The organism is Arthrobacter sp. 10N43, from assembly GCF_056394525.1.
In genome coordinates this window covers 662,235-677,075 of record NZ_JBFTIA010000003.1, presented here as the reverse complement: position 1 = coordinate 677,075, position 14,841 = coordinate 662,235, and the positions used below count along the sequence as shown (strand labels likewise).

The following is a 14,841-nucleotide window of genomic DNA, read 5'->3' as shown; positions in this document are numbered from 1 at the left end:
CCTTCATCGCTCCACCGATCACAAAGGAATCAACAATGACGATGTTTTCTTGGACCACAAAGTCAGCCAAATGCGGCGCCGGACCCGCTGTCCTTGCCTTGGCGGCAATCCTTGCGCTGAGCGCATGTGGCGGGCCGGTCAATGCCACAGCCCCCACCACGGCCGCGCCGGCCAGCCAGGAACTGCGCGCAATGCTTCCAGCAAAGGTCCGTGACACCGGGGTCCTGAACATTGCGATCAGCCTTGCCTATCCTCCGATGGAGTATTCGGATGCCGGTTCCACTGAGCTCAAGGGTGCGGACATTGACTTGGCCAAGGAAATAGCCTCACGGCTCGGATTGAAGCCGAACTTCCAGAATGTCGACTTTTCCCAGCTCATCGTGTCAGCCACCACCGGACGCGCGGACATCATTTTGACCGCATTTTCTGACTTGAAAAAGCGGCAGACAGAGCTTGATTTTGTGGATTATTTCCGAACTGGCAACCAGTTCTTTGCCCCGGTCCAAAACCAGAAGGACATCAAGACCCTGGCGGACCTGTGCGGGCGGACGGTGACGGTATCGACAGGAACAAGTTGGGTTGGATCGGTGGAAGACCTTTCCAAGAGCACCTGCCCGGCGGAAAAGCCCATCAAGATTCTGCAGATTCCTACTCAGGCGGAGGAAATCCTTCAGATGCAGCAGGACCGCGCACAGGCCTCGCTGATCGGCTTCGAAGGGATCCTTGATCTGCAGAAGCAACAGCCGGACAAGTTTTACACCATTGGCGATTTGCTGGAACCGGGAAACTACGGAATTGCCGTAGCCAAGGAATCCACCCAGCTAAGGGACGCCATCAAAGCCGCCATGGACGCCATGAACACTGACGGAACCTATGCCAAGATTCTGGACCAATATGGTTTGAAGCAAGCCGCATTGAAATCCATCACCGTCAACGACGGCAAATAGACACCGAAGCACACCAAGGGAGACAGACTCGCATGACAGCTGATTTTGCGCTCGATCCACAGGATTCGGCACCGCTGTACACGCAGCTCTACCGGGATCTGCGACAGAGAATCCTGGACGGCGAATACGCAGAAGGCGAGGCGATCCCGTCGGAGACGGTGCTGCGGGATTTGCACGGCATCACTCGCAGCACCGTCAGGCACGCGGTATCCCTGCTCGTTTCAGAGGGGCTAGTCCACCAAATACGGGGCAAAGGAACGATTGTCACGTACACACCCATCAACCACAGCATCTGGAACTTCGGCGGCTTCACCGACTTCTCGAGGGCACGGAATCAGAAGCCGGTCACAGTCGTCATTTCCCAAGAAGTAGAGGACGGGACCGCAGGGCTGCAACTGCGCCTGGTCCGGGCCAGAGGTGTTGCGACAGACCAGTCACCGACGTATCTCAACATAGACACATCCGTTCTGAGCCTGGGCCGGTTTCCCGGATTGGACGCGTTCAACTTCGAACGGCTCTCTCTCTATCAGGTCCTGCGCGAGCACTACGGCGTGGCCCCGGTCCGTTCAGAATTCACATTGTCTGTCGCTCTGCCCTCGAACCTGACGCGTCAGGTCTTTGGCGATTTGCCTGGTACGCCGGGGTTCATCTGTGCCAGCGGCGAAGTGTTCAGCAATGACGACGAATTGGTCGAACACACTTCGGTGATCTACTCACCAGCCCTCGAAATGCGTGTCGCCACTTCCTGGAACGGGACTACGCCGGGTTCACCCGCCTCCACTGCGGGCGCTCCAAGACAGCTCGGTTCAGATCCCAACCCGACCTCCCTTACCAGTTAGGAATCATCCCTTGAACAACGGTGACAGCCGGTTTAGCCAAACCTTCAAGACGTCCAAACCCATTCTCGGCATGCTTCACCTTTCCGGAGAGTCCGCGGCCGAAAGACTGGACATCGCTCGGTACGAAACGGATGTCCTCCGCGCCAATGGTGTGGACGGCATCGTCGTCGAAAACTATTTTGGCGATAAGCAGGACGTGCGCAATGTGTTGGAGTGGTTGGAGGGAAGATACCCCGACCTCCTGGTGGGCGTGAATGTCCTGCACGATCACCGTTTGGCTTTCGAACTGGCACGGCAGTTCCGCATCGATTTCATCCAAATGGATTCCGTCGCTGGGCACCTCGAACCGGAGGCAGACGCCGAATTTGCGCTAGAACTCCAGGCCCTTCGCAGCCAGGTGACATCGGTATTGTTCGGCGGGGTCCGCTTCAAGTACCAGCCGGTGAACTCCGGCCGGACAGAGGCAGAAGATTCGATGGTTGGCCTGGAACGGTGCGATGCCTTTGTCATCACCGGAGACGCCACTGGCCAAGAAACGGATTTGGCAAAGGTCCAGCGTTTCCGCTCAATTGTGGGTGATGACTTCCCACTTCTCATCGGCGCCGGCCTGACGACCGCGAACGTGCATGAACAATTGGCGGCGGCCGATGGTGCAATTGTGGGCAGCTTCCTAAAAGACACCCATGTCGACACCGGTCGGGTTCTGGCCGAACACGTAGAGGACCTGATGCGCGAAGTACGCAGTCTCCGCGGTTCTTCATCGGTCTACGAGGAGACGGTGCGATGAAGATTTTGGCAACGGAACTGCTGGCGGAGGATTTTGCACCGTTTGGGCGAGTGCATGTGATGGCATCCGCTCTTCCGGACGAGACCGGCGCTGGCTTGATTGCAGCGGAAGGCAATGGGTGGTCCGATGTGTACACGGCGAAACCGTTGATCAGTACCAATGGGAGTCTGGGCCTGACCCGGGGCGGTGGCACGCCATTTACGACGCATCGGATGGAACGGCACTTGGCCACGGAAGAAGCGCTCTTCACAGCCGGAGCCCCTCTAGTCCTGGCCGTTGCCGAACCAACCGATGCCGGGTATCCCAGCGCGGCAGATGTCCGGGCCTTCGTGATCAGCCCAGGCACCGTCGTTGTGCTGCACAATGGCACCTGGCACGACGCTTGTCATGGCGTTGAGGGGGCGGCCTACTACTACTGGATGGCGGCGACCGGCGGCGACGGCGGGCCTACCTGGACCGACATCAAGCACGGCCCGGTGCACGTTTCCGTCAGCAAGGCAAGGTCGGGATCGCATGACGGGTAGTGCTTCTGGGGAGAGGCCCACGACATTTTTCATTGGCGATGTTGCCATGGACAACTACTACGCTGCGGACCGGTGGCCAGGTCTGGCCGACAAGGCACCCATGAGGGCCACCAGCAGCTATGTGGGAGGAATGATCGCCAACGCAGCGGCCGTTCATGCCGGGCTGGGCGGGCCCACGGAATTTATCTCGTTGCTAAACCAGGGGCCGCTGTCCCGATGCCTGAGCGACGATCTTGGCCGTCACGGCATAGGAACCACGCACATGCTGTACGCGCCAGATGTCCCAGATCCTCTCAACATGATCTTCCTGGTTGGCAACGAACATGTTGTGTTGTACGCGGAGACTGGCGACAGCCCCATGATGCTGTCCGCGGCTGCTGTAGAGGCGCTTCGGTCACCCGGATATCTGTACACCACCCTCTCGCGGGTAAAACGCCTACGAGCCGGGACTGACAGCGGTGAACGGGTGCTGTCGGATCTTCGGCAACACGGACGTAAAGTCGTCTTTGACTTGGACGTCGAGGGATTCGGCATCGCGGACACAGGCTTCCTCCAGGGTGCGGACGTTGTCATTATGAACCAGGTCGGATTCGAGATTTCCTTTGGGGATCCTGACCTCTCTTCTGTCAACGCCTGGATGCACAAACACCGAGTCAACACCGTCATCCGCACCATGGCCGCGGACGGCGTGGAGATCTTTGACGGCACGACGGTGGACCACGTCCATGGCTATGTTGTCCCGGTGGTGGACGTTACCGGAGCCGGGGACACATTCGGTGGCGCGCTCGTCTTTGCCCTGTCCGATTCCATCGACCTGCGGTCATCGGTCGAGTTTGCTGTGGCCGCCGCCTCCCGTGCCGTCACCATTGAGGGGCCCCGCGGCGGAGTGGCCCAACTTGAGGACATCGAGAGGTTCCAAAGGGAGCAAAGAGTCGCGTCCTCATAGAGGTCGTCGCTGTCGCGGCCAAAATGGGAGCGGCCGGGCACGCTGCGGGGCGTGTCCGGCCGTTCTCCAAGCTGCCTAGGACCGTGATTCGGCGAGGGCCGGGGCGGTTTCGGTGCGGTGAGCCGGTGGTTGTGCGCGCCGGTTGAGCCACATTTCCCGTGTTACCCCGGGCGGGCGTTTCTCTCTCCGGCAGCGTGGCGCGGCTAGAACAGCCCTGTTCCAATGTCGTGTCCAATGTCCTTTCCAATCCGGCGGAGCAGCGCGGCGGACAGGACGGGGTCCTTGGACGAGTCCTGATCCGTGTAGTCGGCCAGCGTGTACACCCGGGTGAGGTCCATTTCGGCCCACCGTTCCTGGGGCAGGAGGGAACGGCCGGCGACAGCGATGATGGGACGGGACCCGGACCGGCGTGCGACGGCGGCGGGCAACTTCCCGGCGAGGGTTTGCTCGTCCAGGCTGCCTTCGCCGGTGATGACGATGTCGCAGTGGTCCTTGCGGGCATTGAAGTCCAGCAGGTCCAGGAAGTAGTCGGCGCCGGAGACCTGCTGTGCCCCCAGGAGCAGGCAGGCGAAGCCGAGCCCTCCGGCACTTCCGGCGCCCTCGTGTTCAGCCAGCTGCGCCGCGCCGGCCAATTCCGCTGCCGTCAGCCGGGCGACGAAATGCGCGAGGCCTTTGTCCAGGGCCGCGATTTCCTCGGGGCCGGCGCCCTTTTGGGGACCGAAGACCGCCGGTGCGCCCTGGGCGCCGAGCAGCGGGTTGTGGACGTCGCTGGCGACGACGAGCTCGATTCCGGCCAGTTCCGGCAGGGCGGTCCGGTGGATGCTGTGGATCTGGGCCAGCGCCCCGCCGCTGCCGTAGAGCTGGCGGCCGGCGGCGTCGCGGAAGCTGTAGCCGAGGGCTGTGAGCATTCCCATGCCGCCGTCGGTGCTGGCGCTGCCGCCGAGGGCCAGCACGATCCTGGCCGGCCGCAGGCTGAGGGCGAACAGGACAGCTTCGCCGAAGCCGCGGCTGGAGGCAGCCAGCGGTTCAAGGTTGCCGTCCGGCAGGAGCCCGAGGCCGCACGTGTTGGCCACTTCGACGACGGCGGTGGCGCCGTCGAACGCGATGCTGGCCTGGACGGGCTGGCCGGTGGGTCCAGCGACGGTGTAGTTGCGCCGGGTGAAACCGGAGGCGACGGCGGCATCGACGCTGCCGTCCCCTCCGTCCGCCAGGGGAAGCAGTTCACAGTCGATGGATCCGATTCCGGATCCGGCTGCCGAACGCAGTCCTGCTGCCAGGGCATAGGCCACTTCGCCGGCCGTGAGGCTGCCTTTGAATTTGTCCGGTGCGATCAGGGCCCGCACGCTCTGCGGGGCGGGTGCTGTGGCCATGTCAGTTGCTTTTCGAGTAGACAGGGTGGCGGTCCTCGCTCGATGCCAGATCCTTGTTGGCCGGTTCGTTGGCCGGTTCCGTGGGCTGGGGGCTGATCTCCTTGGGTGTGTGCGGGTCGTGGCCGGTCAGGTCGGCGGCGATGTCCGTGAATTCGTCGAGGGGTGTCGGGTCCTCGCTGGGCAGCGGCTCCACGGCTTCGCCGTTGAAGACGCGGCGGACACGGTCCGCGTCCAGCGTCCGGTCCCACCAGGCAATGAAGAGCGTGGCGACGGCGTTGCCGGTGAAGTTCACCAGGGCCCGGCATTCGGACATGAACTTGTCGATGCCGAAGATGAGCATGATGCCGGCGGCCGGGATGGTGCCGACGGTGGCCAGCGTGGCGGTCAGGGCGATGAAACCGCCGCCGGCGACGCCTGCCGCGCCCTTGGAGGTGAGCAGCATGACCGCAATCAGACCCAGCTGCTGGCCGATGGTCAGGGAGGTGTTGGTGGCCTGCGCGATGTAGACGGCGGCCAGCGAAAGGTAGATGGCGGCGCCGTCGAGGTTGAAGCTGTAGCCGGTGGGCACGACGAGTCCGACTGTTTCCTTCTTGACCCCGGCGTGTTCAAGCTTGCGCATCAGGCCCGGCAGCGCCGGTTCGGCGGTGGAGGTGCCCAGGATCAGCAGGTACTCCTCTTTGAGGTGGCGGATCATCTTGAAGATGTTCAGCTTCAGGAAGGCCATGACGGATCCGAGGACCACGACGACGAACAGGATTGAGGTGGCGTAGAAGAGGGCGATCAGCCCGCCCATGCTGGAGAGGGAGGAGACGCCGTACTTGCCGACAGCGAAGGCCATGGCGCCGAACGCACCCAGCGGAGCGGCCTTCATGATGAAGCCCAGGATCTTGAACATGACCCCGGTGAGGCGCTGGACACCGTCAAGGACGGGCGCGCCGACTTTGCCCATGGCGTTCAGGGCGATACCGAAGATCACGGCAATGAAGATGATCTGCAGGATGTCGCCTTCCACGAAGGGCGCGACGATGCTGGTGGGGATGATGTGGGTCAGGAACTGCCACCACTCCTGGTGGGCGCCGGCGTCGATGAGCTTGGCCGCGGAGTCCGATGTCTTGATCGCGCTGGCGTTGGCGTTGACCCCCTCGCCGAGGCGGAAGATGTTGATGGCGACCAGGCCGAATAGCAGGGCGAAGATGGTGCCGATCTGGAAATACGTCAGTGCCTTCAGGCCGGTCAAGCCGACCTTCTTCAGGTCCGCAACGCTGGCGATGCCCCCGACGATGGTCAGGAACACGATTGGCCCGATCAGCATTCTCATGGCGTTGACGAAGGTGGTGCCGATCGGTTCCAGGGCGATGCCGGCGGAGGGCGCGAGCCAGCCCACGAGAATGCCGAGGACGATGCCGGTCAATACCCAGAAGTACAGCTGGCGGTACCAGCGTGTCTTGGGGGTTTGATTCTTAGCTGCCGCGGCTGCGCCCGCAGTGGTGATTGGTCCCATGATTCCTACCTCATTGTGGAATGTGAATGGCGTGGTGCTTGAAGAATGAAGAGCTGGGTCGGGCGGGCAGCGGCGACGGCGCGCGGCGCCGCCCGCCCCGAAGGTGGTCCGGCTAGACGGCAGCCAGAGTGTGGGTGAGGGCCTGGATGATGGCCTCAGTGACGTCGTCGGTGTTGGCTTCGCCGCCGACGTCGCGCGTCAGGTAGCCAGCGGCCGTGGTCTGCTCGATCGCGGCCTCGACGCGGCGGGCTTCCTCGTGCAGGCCGAAGTGGTCAAGCATCAGGGCGGCGCTGGCGATCGCGCCGATGGGGTTGCTGATGCCCTTGCCGGCGATGTCCGGCGCGGAGCCGTGCACCGGTTCAAACATGGACGGGAAGCGGCGTTCCGGGTTCAGGTTCGCGCTGGCCGCCAGGCCGAGGCTTCCGGCCAAGGCGGAGCCGAGATCCGAGAGGATGTCCGCGTTCAGGTTCGAGGCGACAACGACGGAAAGTTCTTCGGGGTGCAGGATGAACTTGGCGCTCATGGCGTCGACCAGGACGCTTTCGGTGGCGACGTCCGGGTAGTCCAGGGCCACGCGCTGGAACGTTTCGTCCCAGAGGACCATGCCGTACTGCTGGGCGTTGGACTTGGTGACGGAGGAGACCTTCTTCACGGTACGGGTCCGGGCGAGGTCGAAGGCGAAGCGCATGATCCGCTCGCAGCCCTTTTCCGTGAAGAGGGCTGTCTGGAGGGCCACTTCGTTGCCGGGGCCGCGGCCGCTGAGGTTCCGTCCGCCCAGGCCGGCGTACTCGCCTTCGCTGTTTTCGCGGACAACGATCCAATCGAGCTCGGTGTGGTCGGCCTTGCGCAGCGGGGACTGGATGCCGGGGAGGAACTTCACCGGGCGGATGTTGGCCCACTGGTCGAAGTTCTGCGTGATGTTCAGGCGCAGGCCCCAGAGGCTGATGTGGTCCGGGACGTTTTCCCAGCCGACAGCGCCGAAGTAGATGGCGTCAAAGTTCTTCAGGGCCTCCAGGCCCTTCGGGTCCATCATCTGGCCGGTCTTTTCGTAGTAGCCGCAACCCCACGGGAACTCGGTCCAGTCGAAGGCGAACCTGCCGCCTGAATTCTGTGCCAGGGCGTCCAGGACGCGGCGTCCGGCGGAGACAACTTCCTTGCCCACACCGTCGGCGGGAATCGAAGCGATGCTGAATTTCTGGGTGGCGCTCATGTGCCTACCTCCTCGTTGAGTGTGTTAGCAGCGTCACGCTGCCTGTCCTCTTCAAGTAGACGATCCGGCACCGTACGCCGTCCAAGACCAAGATTCGATACGGTAAATAGGCTTAGCCTATTGGTCGTTCGGCTGCGGGCCCTGGGCTACTGCCACATGCAGCTCTGCGACGGCCAGGAAGGCTCTGGCGGCAGGGGTCAGGTCTTCCTTGCGGCTCAGGATGGCGACGTCCAGGTGGGACACTGGCTCGATCAGCAGGGTCCGCAACCCTGACTTGTGCGCCAGCGGCGCCCAGGATGACGGCATGACGGCGTGGCCCACGCCCGCCAGGACCAGCGGCAGGATCGAGGTCCGGTGCGCTACCTCCACCACGATTTCCGTGTTGACGCCCCGGGCCAGCGCATCATCGACCAGCCATCGCATCAGGGATCCGCGCTGGCTTGCGATCAGCCGGTGGCCGCCAAGATCCTCGCGCTGAATGGCCGTCCCCGGGCCAAACGTGTCCGCCTGCGGGTTGACGATCAGGATCAGCGGCTGGCGTTCCAGCTCCAGGACCTGGACACCCGGGACCCGGATGGGGTTTGGGGATCCGGCCAGGCCGATTTCGGTGCTGCCGTTGCGGACGGATTCAATGACTTCCTCGGGCGTAAACGCTGCGCTGACGTTAAGCCGGACCGAGGGATGCGTGCGCGTGTACTCGGCGATCATCGACGTCAGCGGTTCGATGCCGGGGGAGGGCATGGTGATAATGTCCAGCCGCCCGCTCCGCACGCCGCGCAGCGCCTGCACCGCGGACTGCGCGGCATCAAGGTCCCGCATCACCAGCCGGGCCGGTCCGACGAGTTCCTTGCCCGCTTCGCTGAGGACCGCGCGGCGGCCGATGCGGTGGAAGAGCGGCACGCCCAGCTCCTTTTCCAGGCCCGCGATGGTCTGGGACAGGGACGGCTGGGCGATCAGCAGGTGTTCCGCGGCGCGGTTGAAGCCGTCGTGGTCGACGACGGCCAGAAAATACTTCAGCTTCCGGGTGTCCACGCCAGCTCCTTCACCGTTCCGGGGGCTTCCCGCCCCCCGGAATATATGCCCCTGGGGCGACACAGCGGGCGGCGGTGAAGCAAAGATAGCCTACGCCTATCAGGCCGCCGTGGCTCGGCGTGACCTGGCCGCCAAGTCTGGCCGGGCTGTTGCCAGCGGGCCTAGAATCGGGCTGGGCGAACGGGCCAAGGCACCGGCCGACTCGCCAGCGGGAGGATCAAGTCCATGTTCCAGCGGTGCCAGTTGAGGGGGCCTGCCATGGACAGCAACGGAAATATTGAAACGGAACAAAAGTACGACGCTGGGACGTCCACGCCCCTTCCGGAGCTGCTGGAAATCCACGGCGTGGACGATGTCGCGGAGCCGGTGACGGATCACCTTGAGGCGGTGTACTTCGACACGCCGTCCCTTGCTCTCGCCGCACGTCGCCTGACCCTGCGGCGCCGCACGGGCGGCACGGACGCCGGGTGGCACCTCAAGCTTCCCGCCGGCACGGACCAGCGGGAGGAAATCCATGCACCGCTGGGCCAGCCGGAGACCGTTCCGGACGAGCTGTCCGATCATCTGCAGGTATTCACCCGCGGGGAAGAGCTGGTGCCGGTGGCCCGGCTGAGTACGCGGCGCACCACCTACCGGCTTTACGGGCCTATCGGTGAGCATCTGGCCGACTTCGCCGACGACGTTGTCCACGCCGAGGCTTTGCAGCCCCCAGGGCCGGCCCTCGACTGGCGTGAATGGGAGCTCGAACTCGTCCACGGAAACCGGGAGTTCCTCGACGCCGCCACCGAAACCCTGACGTCCACGGGAGCGGCCCGCTCCGCCTATCCGTCCAAGCTTGCCCGTACTTTTGGAGCTGCGTGGCCGGCCGGGCTTAGCCCCCGGGCCGAAAAGACCCGGAAGAAGCTCCGGAAGAAAGGCCCGGCGGTCGACGTCGTGACGGCCTATCTGGACGCACGGATCGAAGACTTCATCACCAATGATCCGGGTGTCCGGCAGGGGACGCCGGATTCAGTCCACAAGATGCGGTCCGCGACCCGCCGGGCGCGCTCCGCCCTGGCCACCTATCGCAAACTCTTCAAGCGCTCAGCGGTCCGTGACCTGCAGGCCGAGTTGAAGTGGCTTGGCCGGGTCCTGGGCCCGGCACGCGACGCCGAAGTCATGCTTGAGCGCCTTCGCCGGCACATCCAGGAACTCCCCGAGGACCAGAGGTCCGGCTCGTTGGAGCAGATGATCGAACTGGAGCTGGTCGCCGTCCACGACGAAGGTTACAGAAACGTCCTCGACACCCTCCAGGCCGGCCGCTATTTCCGCCTCCTCGGCTCCCTTGAGGACTTTCGGGACCACCCGCCTGCCCGGCCCCTCGCCTTCCGCCCCGCGCACAACGTGACGGCCAAGCTGGTGAACAAGGCAGCAGAACGGGTGGAGCGTTCCCGGAAGGCCGTCAAACGCTCCAGCGGCAGGGCCGCCCGCGACACGGCCCTGCACGAAGTCCGAAAAGACGCCAAACGCCTGCGCCACGCCGGCGAATCGGTCAGGAAGATCCACGGCAAACGCGCCGCAAAGCTCACAAAATCCGCTGGACGACTCCAGAGGGTACTCGGCGACCACCAGGATAGCGTCATGGCCACGGCCCTGCTGCGCAGAGTCGCGGCCACCCCGGACCGGCCCGCCGATACCGATCTCGGCGTCAAGAGTTTGCTGAAGATGGAAAAACGTCTCGCCCGGAAGACGGAGAAGAAAGCCCGCAGGGCAGGGAAAAAGCTTCGCGGCCTGCGTCTGCGCTCCTGACCCGGGAAACCTGCTGTCCTGCAGCTTCTTCGGCTATTTGGCGCCGAGGAAGATCGGGTTGGTCAGGGCGGCCATCGGGCCCAGCAGCAGGGCGGTTCCCATGGCTGTCCCGTTGCTGGGCGTGCCGTCCGGCATGGGGTGGCGCACCTCAACGCGCACATAGGCGGCGAGTTGTGGCGTGGTCACCCAGGTGCTGGCTCCCTGGCCCGAGTCCGGCAGGGTAATTTGCTGGGTCTGGCCTTCATCGGTGATGAACCGGACTACTCCGTTCGGCACGCCGGAGATCTTCGCCGTGACACTGACACGGGCATCCGCGGCGGCGTCGAGGCGTTCCCCGACGCCGGCGCTCCGGCCGCCTGACGTGGCACTGAAGTCGACGGACACGTCCGCCGATTCGGCGATCCAGTTCCGGCCGCTGCGGATACCGGCCAGCACGGCGTCGCGGGAGAGCGCCGCGGCGTAGACAACGTTGTGCGGGAACCCGATGACCTGGGGTGCGCTGTGGGCGTCGCTGTTGCCCATCGCCGGGAGCCAGCGGCCGCCGGTGCGCGCGGAGCTGGCCAGCATGGAGTCCCACGTGTTGATGGCGTACTCGTCGTCGGCGGTCCACGGGCCGGTCCACACCTCGACGGCGTCGGCATTCTCGTACCCGAACTTCCAGCGGCAGGCCACGTACGGGCAGTATGGGTGGGCCGGGACCACGATCCCGCCGGAATCGTGGATTCGCTTGGCTTCCTGCTCGAAGCCCTTGTCCCGCGCCCGGTAGCGCCAGTCGATCCATTCGCCGGGTTCGAGCCCGAGTGCGAGGTAGTGCCCGTTCCGGGTGGTCACCTCCTCACCCGTGAGGATGAGCAGGTCGTTGCCGGCCAGCGGCCCCCACGCGCCGTGCGACGCCGGGGTGTTGTGGTCCGTGCTGATCATGAAGTCCAGGCGCGCAGCGCGGGCCCCGGCAGCGACGTCCTCGGGCGTGCGCTTGCCGTCGGAATACACGGTGTGGAGGTGGGCGTCGCCGCGGTACCAGCCGGCGCCGCGGCCCGCGACCTGCTGCGGCGGGTACTGCGGGCGGAAGGCCGCGCCGTCGGGCCCGTAGTCCAGGGTGACGGTGACGGTGTAATCCATGCCCTGCCCGGCCACCTGGTACGGGCCGAGCGCGATGTTCCAGGTGCCCTTGCCGACCGGGCCGGGCAGGTAGCCGGGCGTTGCTTCGGCGGCGCTGATGAAGAACTCCGTGCGGAAGCCGCCGGACCAGCCCCGGAAACCCTTGCCCGCGAGGTCGGTGCCCTTCTCGTCGAAGACGCCGATGTCGCACGCGTTGGCCAGGAGCCCGGAGGCGACGGTGGGCTTGCTGTAGCTGTAGGAGACGCTGATCCTGTTGACACCGGCGGGCACCTCAACGGGCAGGTAGACGAAATCCGCGGCGCCCGGCTCGAGGTGTCCGGTGATCGTCTTGGTTTTGCTGGTGCCGGTATCGGCGGCGGCGAAAGTGACAGGAGCCAGGGTCAGCGCCGCTCCGGTCAGCGCAGCAGCCAGAAAGCCGCGTCGGGAAGGGGAAAGCAGGTCATTGTTGCCCTCATGGGCTTTACAAGGTGAACTCACCCGCCCCATGTTCACCATGCGGACTTAACAGCTGGCGTCCGAAGCCAAGACGGGACATGAACACGAACCCTGGACGGGGATCCACGCGATCCCCGCCCAGGAGCGGCAACCGGGGGTGGCGTCCTCGGCGGAAGGGAGAGAGAATCCAGAGAGAAGGCTCAATCTGACCAGAAGGAGTGATCGGCCATGATCACTGCGGTGGCGCAGGCGCGCCCGGTGGTTAGCCGTGACGGGTACTTGCCCATTGAGGATCACGGCGCCGGGCTCGATGTAAGAAACGGCCTGCTGTTCCGCTACTTGCAGGCATAGATGGTGGCGCGATTAAGGGCCGCTGAGGGCAGCCCGGGACGGTGCAGCTCAGCCCCGGGCGCCGGCCATGACCGGCTCGCCGTTGAAGTATTCAAGCTCCCAGCCGTCAACGGCATGGTGGTGGGCCAGGTTGAGTGCGGCGTTGTCGATGCTTTGCAAGGTGTATCCGACGGCGCGGCTGAGGCTCAGCCGGATCAGCGTGGCGTGGGCAACCACCACGACGCGGCGGCCGCGGAAGCCACCCCGGATCCGCAGCGCGTCCAGTTCGGGTCCGGCCTGCAGGCCCTCAGCGGGTCCGAAGCTGCGCTCGGCAAGTTCCGGTACGCGCCGGGCCGGGCCGAGCCGCAGCCCGTCGGCAATCAGGTCGGCGGTTTCTGCGGCACGGCGCAGCGGCGAGGAAACGACCGCATCCCACTGGTAGCCGGACAGGACGGCGACGGCGTCCCGCGCCTGGCGGCGGCCGACGTCGTTGAGCGGAATGTCGGTGGAACCCTGAAGCCGGCGCTGCACGTTCCAGTCCGTCTGGCCATGGCGGACAAGGGCAAAGGTCGTCAGGGTTGTGTTTTCCATGTTGGCTACGATTCCTTCTGCCGGGTGCGGAATTGATGCAACACGATCCACTACCATCGTTGCCCGGCAGCGCTGAGAAATCTCTGAGGCAACGGCCACGGCGGGCAAAGCGGGCGGTCCACCCGGCCGGGGCCGGGGGCCGGCGTTCCGTAGCCCCCGGCCTGCAAGGGCTAAAGGAATCCCAAAGCCTTCGCGGGTACGCTACGAGGCGGGACCGACGCGGGCCATGGGCTGAACCCGGTTCGGGCCGCCGAGGGGAGGAAATAATGGCTGCCACATCCAGGAATCGCGCAGCCGTGGCCATTGCAATGATGGTTGCCGTGTGCCTGGGTCTGATGCTGGCCGGTTGCCAGTCCGGTCCGCGGGAGGCCAAACCATTCAGTGCTTCGGCGACGGCCCAGCCGACACACGCCCAACCCACAAACGCCCAGCCCAGCAGCGCCCAGCCCTCCACCCCTTCGGCGGTGCCGGCGCCCCCGGGGACTGTCCACTTCACCGCCCAGGGCGACATCGGCGTCAGCACCGGGGCCAAAAAAGTGCTGGACGTTATTGCCGGCCTCCAGCCGCAGTTCAATCTTGCCCTCGGGGACTTCGCGTACAAGGCCGGGATCGAGCAGCAGTTCTGCGACATGGTCAAGGGAAAAGTTGGCGAAAATTTCCCCTACCAACTAATCACCGGCAATCATGAGAGCGACGGCAGCGACGGTGACATCGCAAAGTTCGTCGAGTGCCTGCCCAACAGGCTCCCGGGGCTCCAAGGCGAGTACGGGATCCAGTGGTACGTCGATGTCCCCCAGGCGGATCCCCTGGTGCGGTTCATCATGGTATCGCCGGGCATCAACTTCAAGGACGGGCAACCCCTGGACTACTCGCGCGACAGCGAACGCTGGCGCTGGACAACGGACGCCATCGATGGGGCTGCCTCGGCGCAGATCCCGTGGACCGTGGTTGGCATGCACGCACCCTGCCTGAGCGTTGGAAAATACGGATGCCAGCCCGGCCAGGATTTCACGAACATGCTGATGGAGAAGAAGGTGGACCTTGTCCTGGCCGGCCATGACCACGACTACCAGCGCACCCACCAACTGGGCGTCGGCGGCTCGTGCCCGGGCTTGCAACCGGAGAGTTTTTCATCTGCCTGCCTCATGGATACCGACCAAACCATGGTGAAGGGCGCGGGAACCGTTTTCGCCACCGTGGGTACCGGCGGTGTCGGTCTCTACGATGTGAACGACAACGACGCCGAGGCCGGCTATTTCGCCGCATGGTCCGGCAGGAACCGCGATCCTTCCCTCGGGACCCTGGACCTGAGGGCGAGTGCGGACGAACTGTCCGCCCGGTTCGTTCCGGCAGAGGGCGACTCGTTCACGGACTCCTTTGCCATCGGACGCCGCTGACCGTCGCCCGGGAGAGGCCTTTCTC

At 64.6% G+C, this 14,841-nt stretch carries 13 protein-coding genes; 7 read left to right on the top strand and 6 right to left on the bottom strand.

Annotation, left to right across the window (positions count from 1 at the left end):
- Positions 1 to 35: 35 nt before the first annotated feature.
- Genes AC1DDO_RS08010 through AC1DDO_RS07990 form a run of 5 tightly spaced genes read left to right on the top strand, consistent with a single transcriptional unit; the run spans position 36 to position 4,043 of the window.
- On the top strand, positions 36 to 947 hold the full coding sequence (locus tag AC1DDO_RS08010; RefSeq protein WP_476868439.1) for an ABC transporter substrate-binding protein: 912 nt from the start codon (positions 36 to 38) through the stop codon (positions 945 to 947).
- 32 nt (positions 948 to 979) lie between these two features.
- The gene (locus AC1DDO_RS08005) at positions 980 to 1,786 is read left to right on the top strand and encodes a GntR family transcriptional regulator (RefSeq protein WP_476868438.1); all 807 of its coding nucleotides are present in this window, start codon (positions 980 to 982) and stop codon (positions 1,784 to 1,786) included.
- Between the two features lie 10 nt (positions 1,787 to 1,796).
- Positions 1,797 to 2,573, top strand: coding sequence for a BtpA/SgcQ family protein (locus AC1DDO_RS08000; protein ID WP_476868437.1), 777 nt, complete (start codon positions 1,797 to 1,799; stop codon positions 2,571 to 2,573).
- Entirely contained in the window at positions 2,570 to 3,097 is a 528-nt protein-coding gene (locus AC1DDO_RS07995; protein ID WP_476868436.1) for an ureidoglycolate lyase, read from the top strand. Before AC1DDO_RS08000 ends, AC1DDO_RS07995 begins: the two co-directional genes overlap by 4 nt.
- On the top strand, positions 3,087 to 4,043 hold the full coding sequence (locus AC1DDO_RS07990) for a carbohydrate kinase family protein (protein ID WP_476868435.1): 957 nt from the start codon (positions 3,087 to 3,089) through the stop codon (positions 4,041 to 4,043). The genes AC1DDO_RS07995 and AC1DDO_RS07990 overlap by 11 nt, the downstream gene beginning before the upstream one ends.
- Positions 4,044 to 4,246: 203 nt before the next feature.
- Here the strand turns inward: AC1DDO_RS07990 and AC1DDO_RS07985 are convergent, their stop codons facing one another.
- The 4 genes from AC1DDO_RS07985 to AC1DDO_RS07970 all read right to left on the bottom strand — a co-directional run bounded on the left by AC1DDO_RS07985 (position 4,247) and on the right by AC1DDO_RS07970 (position 9,156).
- A complete protein-coding gene (locus tag AC1DDO_RS07985; protein ID WP_476868434.1) occupies positions 4,247 to 5,413 on the bottom strand; it encodes a glycerate kinase in 1,167 nt (388 codons plus the stop codon).
- Position 5,414: 1 nt separating this feature from the next.
- Positions 5,415 to 6,914 carry a C4-dicarboxylate transporter DctA gene (gene dctA / locus AC1DDO_RS07980; protein WP_476971706.1) on the bottom strand — a complete coding sequence of 500 codons (1,500 nt, stop codon included), beginning with the start codon at positions 6,912 to 6,914 and terminating at the stop codon, positions 5,415 to 5,417.
- Positions 6,915 to 7,026: 112 nt separating this feature from the next.
- Entirely contained in the window at positions 7,027 to 8,124 is a 1,098-nt protein-coding gene (locus AC1DDO_RS07975) for a tartrate dehydrogenase (protein ID WP_476971705.1), read from the bottom strand.
- A gap of 117 nt (positions 8,125 to 8,241) precedes the next feature.
- Positions 8,242 to 9,156, bottom strand: a complete 915-nt coding sequence (locus AC1DDO_RS07970) for a LysR family transcriptional regulator (RefSeq protein ID WP_441411489.1) — start codon at positions 9,154 to 9,156, stop codon at positions 8,242 to 8,244.
- 258 nt (positions 9,157 to 9,414) lie between these two features.
- On the opposite strand from AC1DDO_RS07970, the gene AC1DDO_RS07965 reads away from it, so the two are divergent.
- On the top strand, positions 9,415 to 10,944 hold the full coding sequence (locus AC1DDO_RS07965) for a CYTH and CHAD domain-containing protein (RefSeq protein WP_476868431.1): 1,530 nt from the start codon (positions 9,415 to 9,417) through the stop codon (positions 10,942 to 10,944).
- Positions 10,945 to 10,977: 33 nt separating this feature from the next.
- Here AC1DDO_RS07965 and AC1DDO_RS07960 read toward each other — a convergent pair whose 3' ends face one another.
- Positions 10,978 to 12,540: a CehA/McbA family metallohydrolase gene (locus AC1DDO_RS07960; RefSeq protein WP_476868430.1), complete on the bottom strand. Its 1,563-nt coding sequence runs from the start codon at positions 12,538 to 12,540 to the stop codon at positions 10,978 to 10,980.
- A 357-nt stretch (positions 12,541 to 12,897) separates the two neighbouring features.
- Positions 12,898 to 13,419: a histidine phosphatase family protein gene (locus tag AC1DDO_RS07955; protein ID WP_476868428.1), complete on the bottom strand. Its 522-nt coding sequence runs from the start codon at positions 13,417 to 13,419 to the stop codon at positions 12,898 to 12,900.
- A gap of 296 nt (positions 13,420 to 13,715) precedes the next feature.
- Here AC1DDO_RS07955 and AC1DDO_RS07950 point away from each other — a divergent pair, with 296 nt between their 5' ends.
- Positions 13,716 to 14,816: a metallophosphoesterase gene (locus AC1DDO_RS07950; RefSeq protein WP_476868427.1), complete on the top strand. Its 1,101-nt coding sequence runs from the start codon at positions 13,716 to 13,718 to the stop codon at positions 14,814 to 14,816.
- Positions 14,817 to 14,841 lie beyond the last annotated feature (25 nt).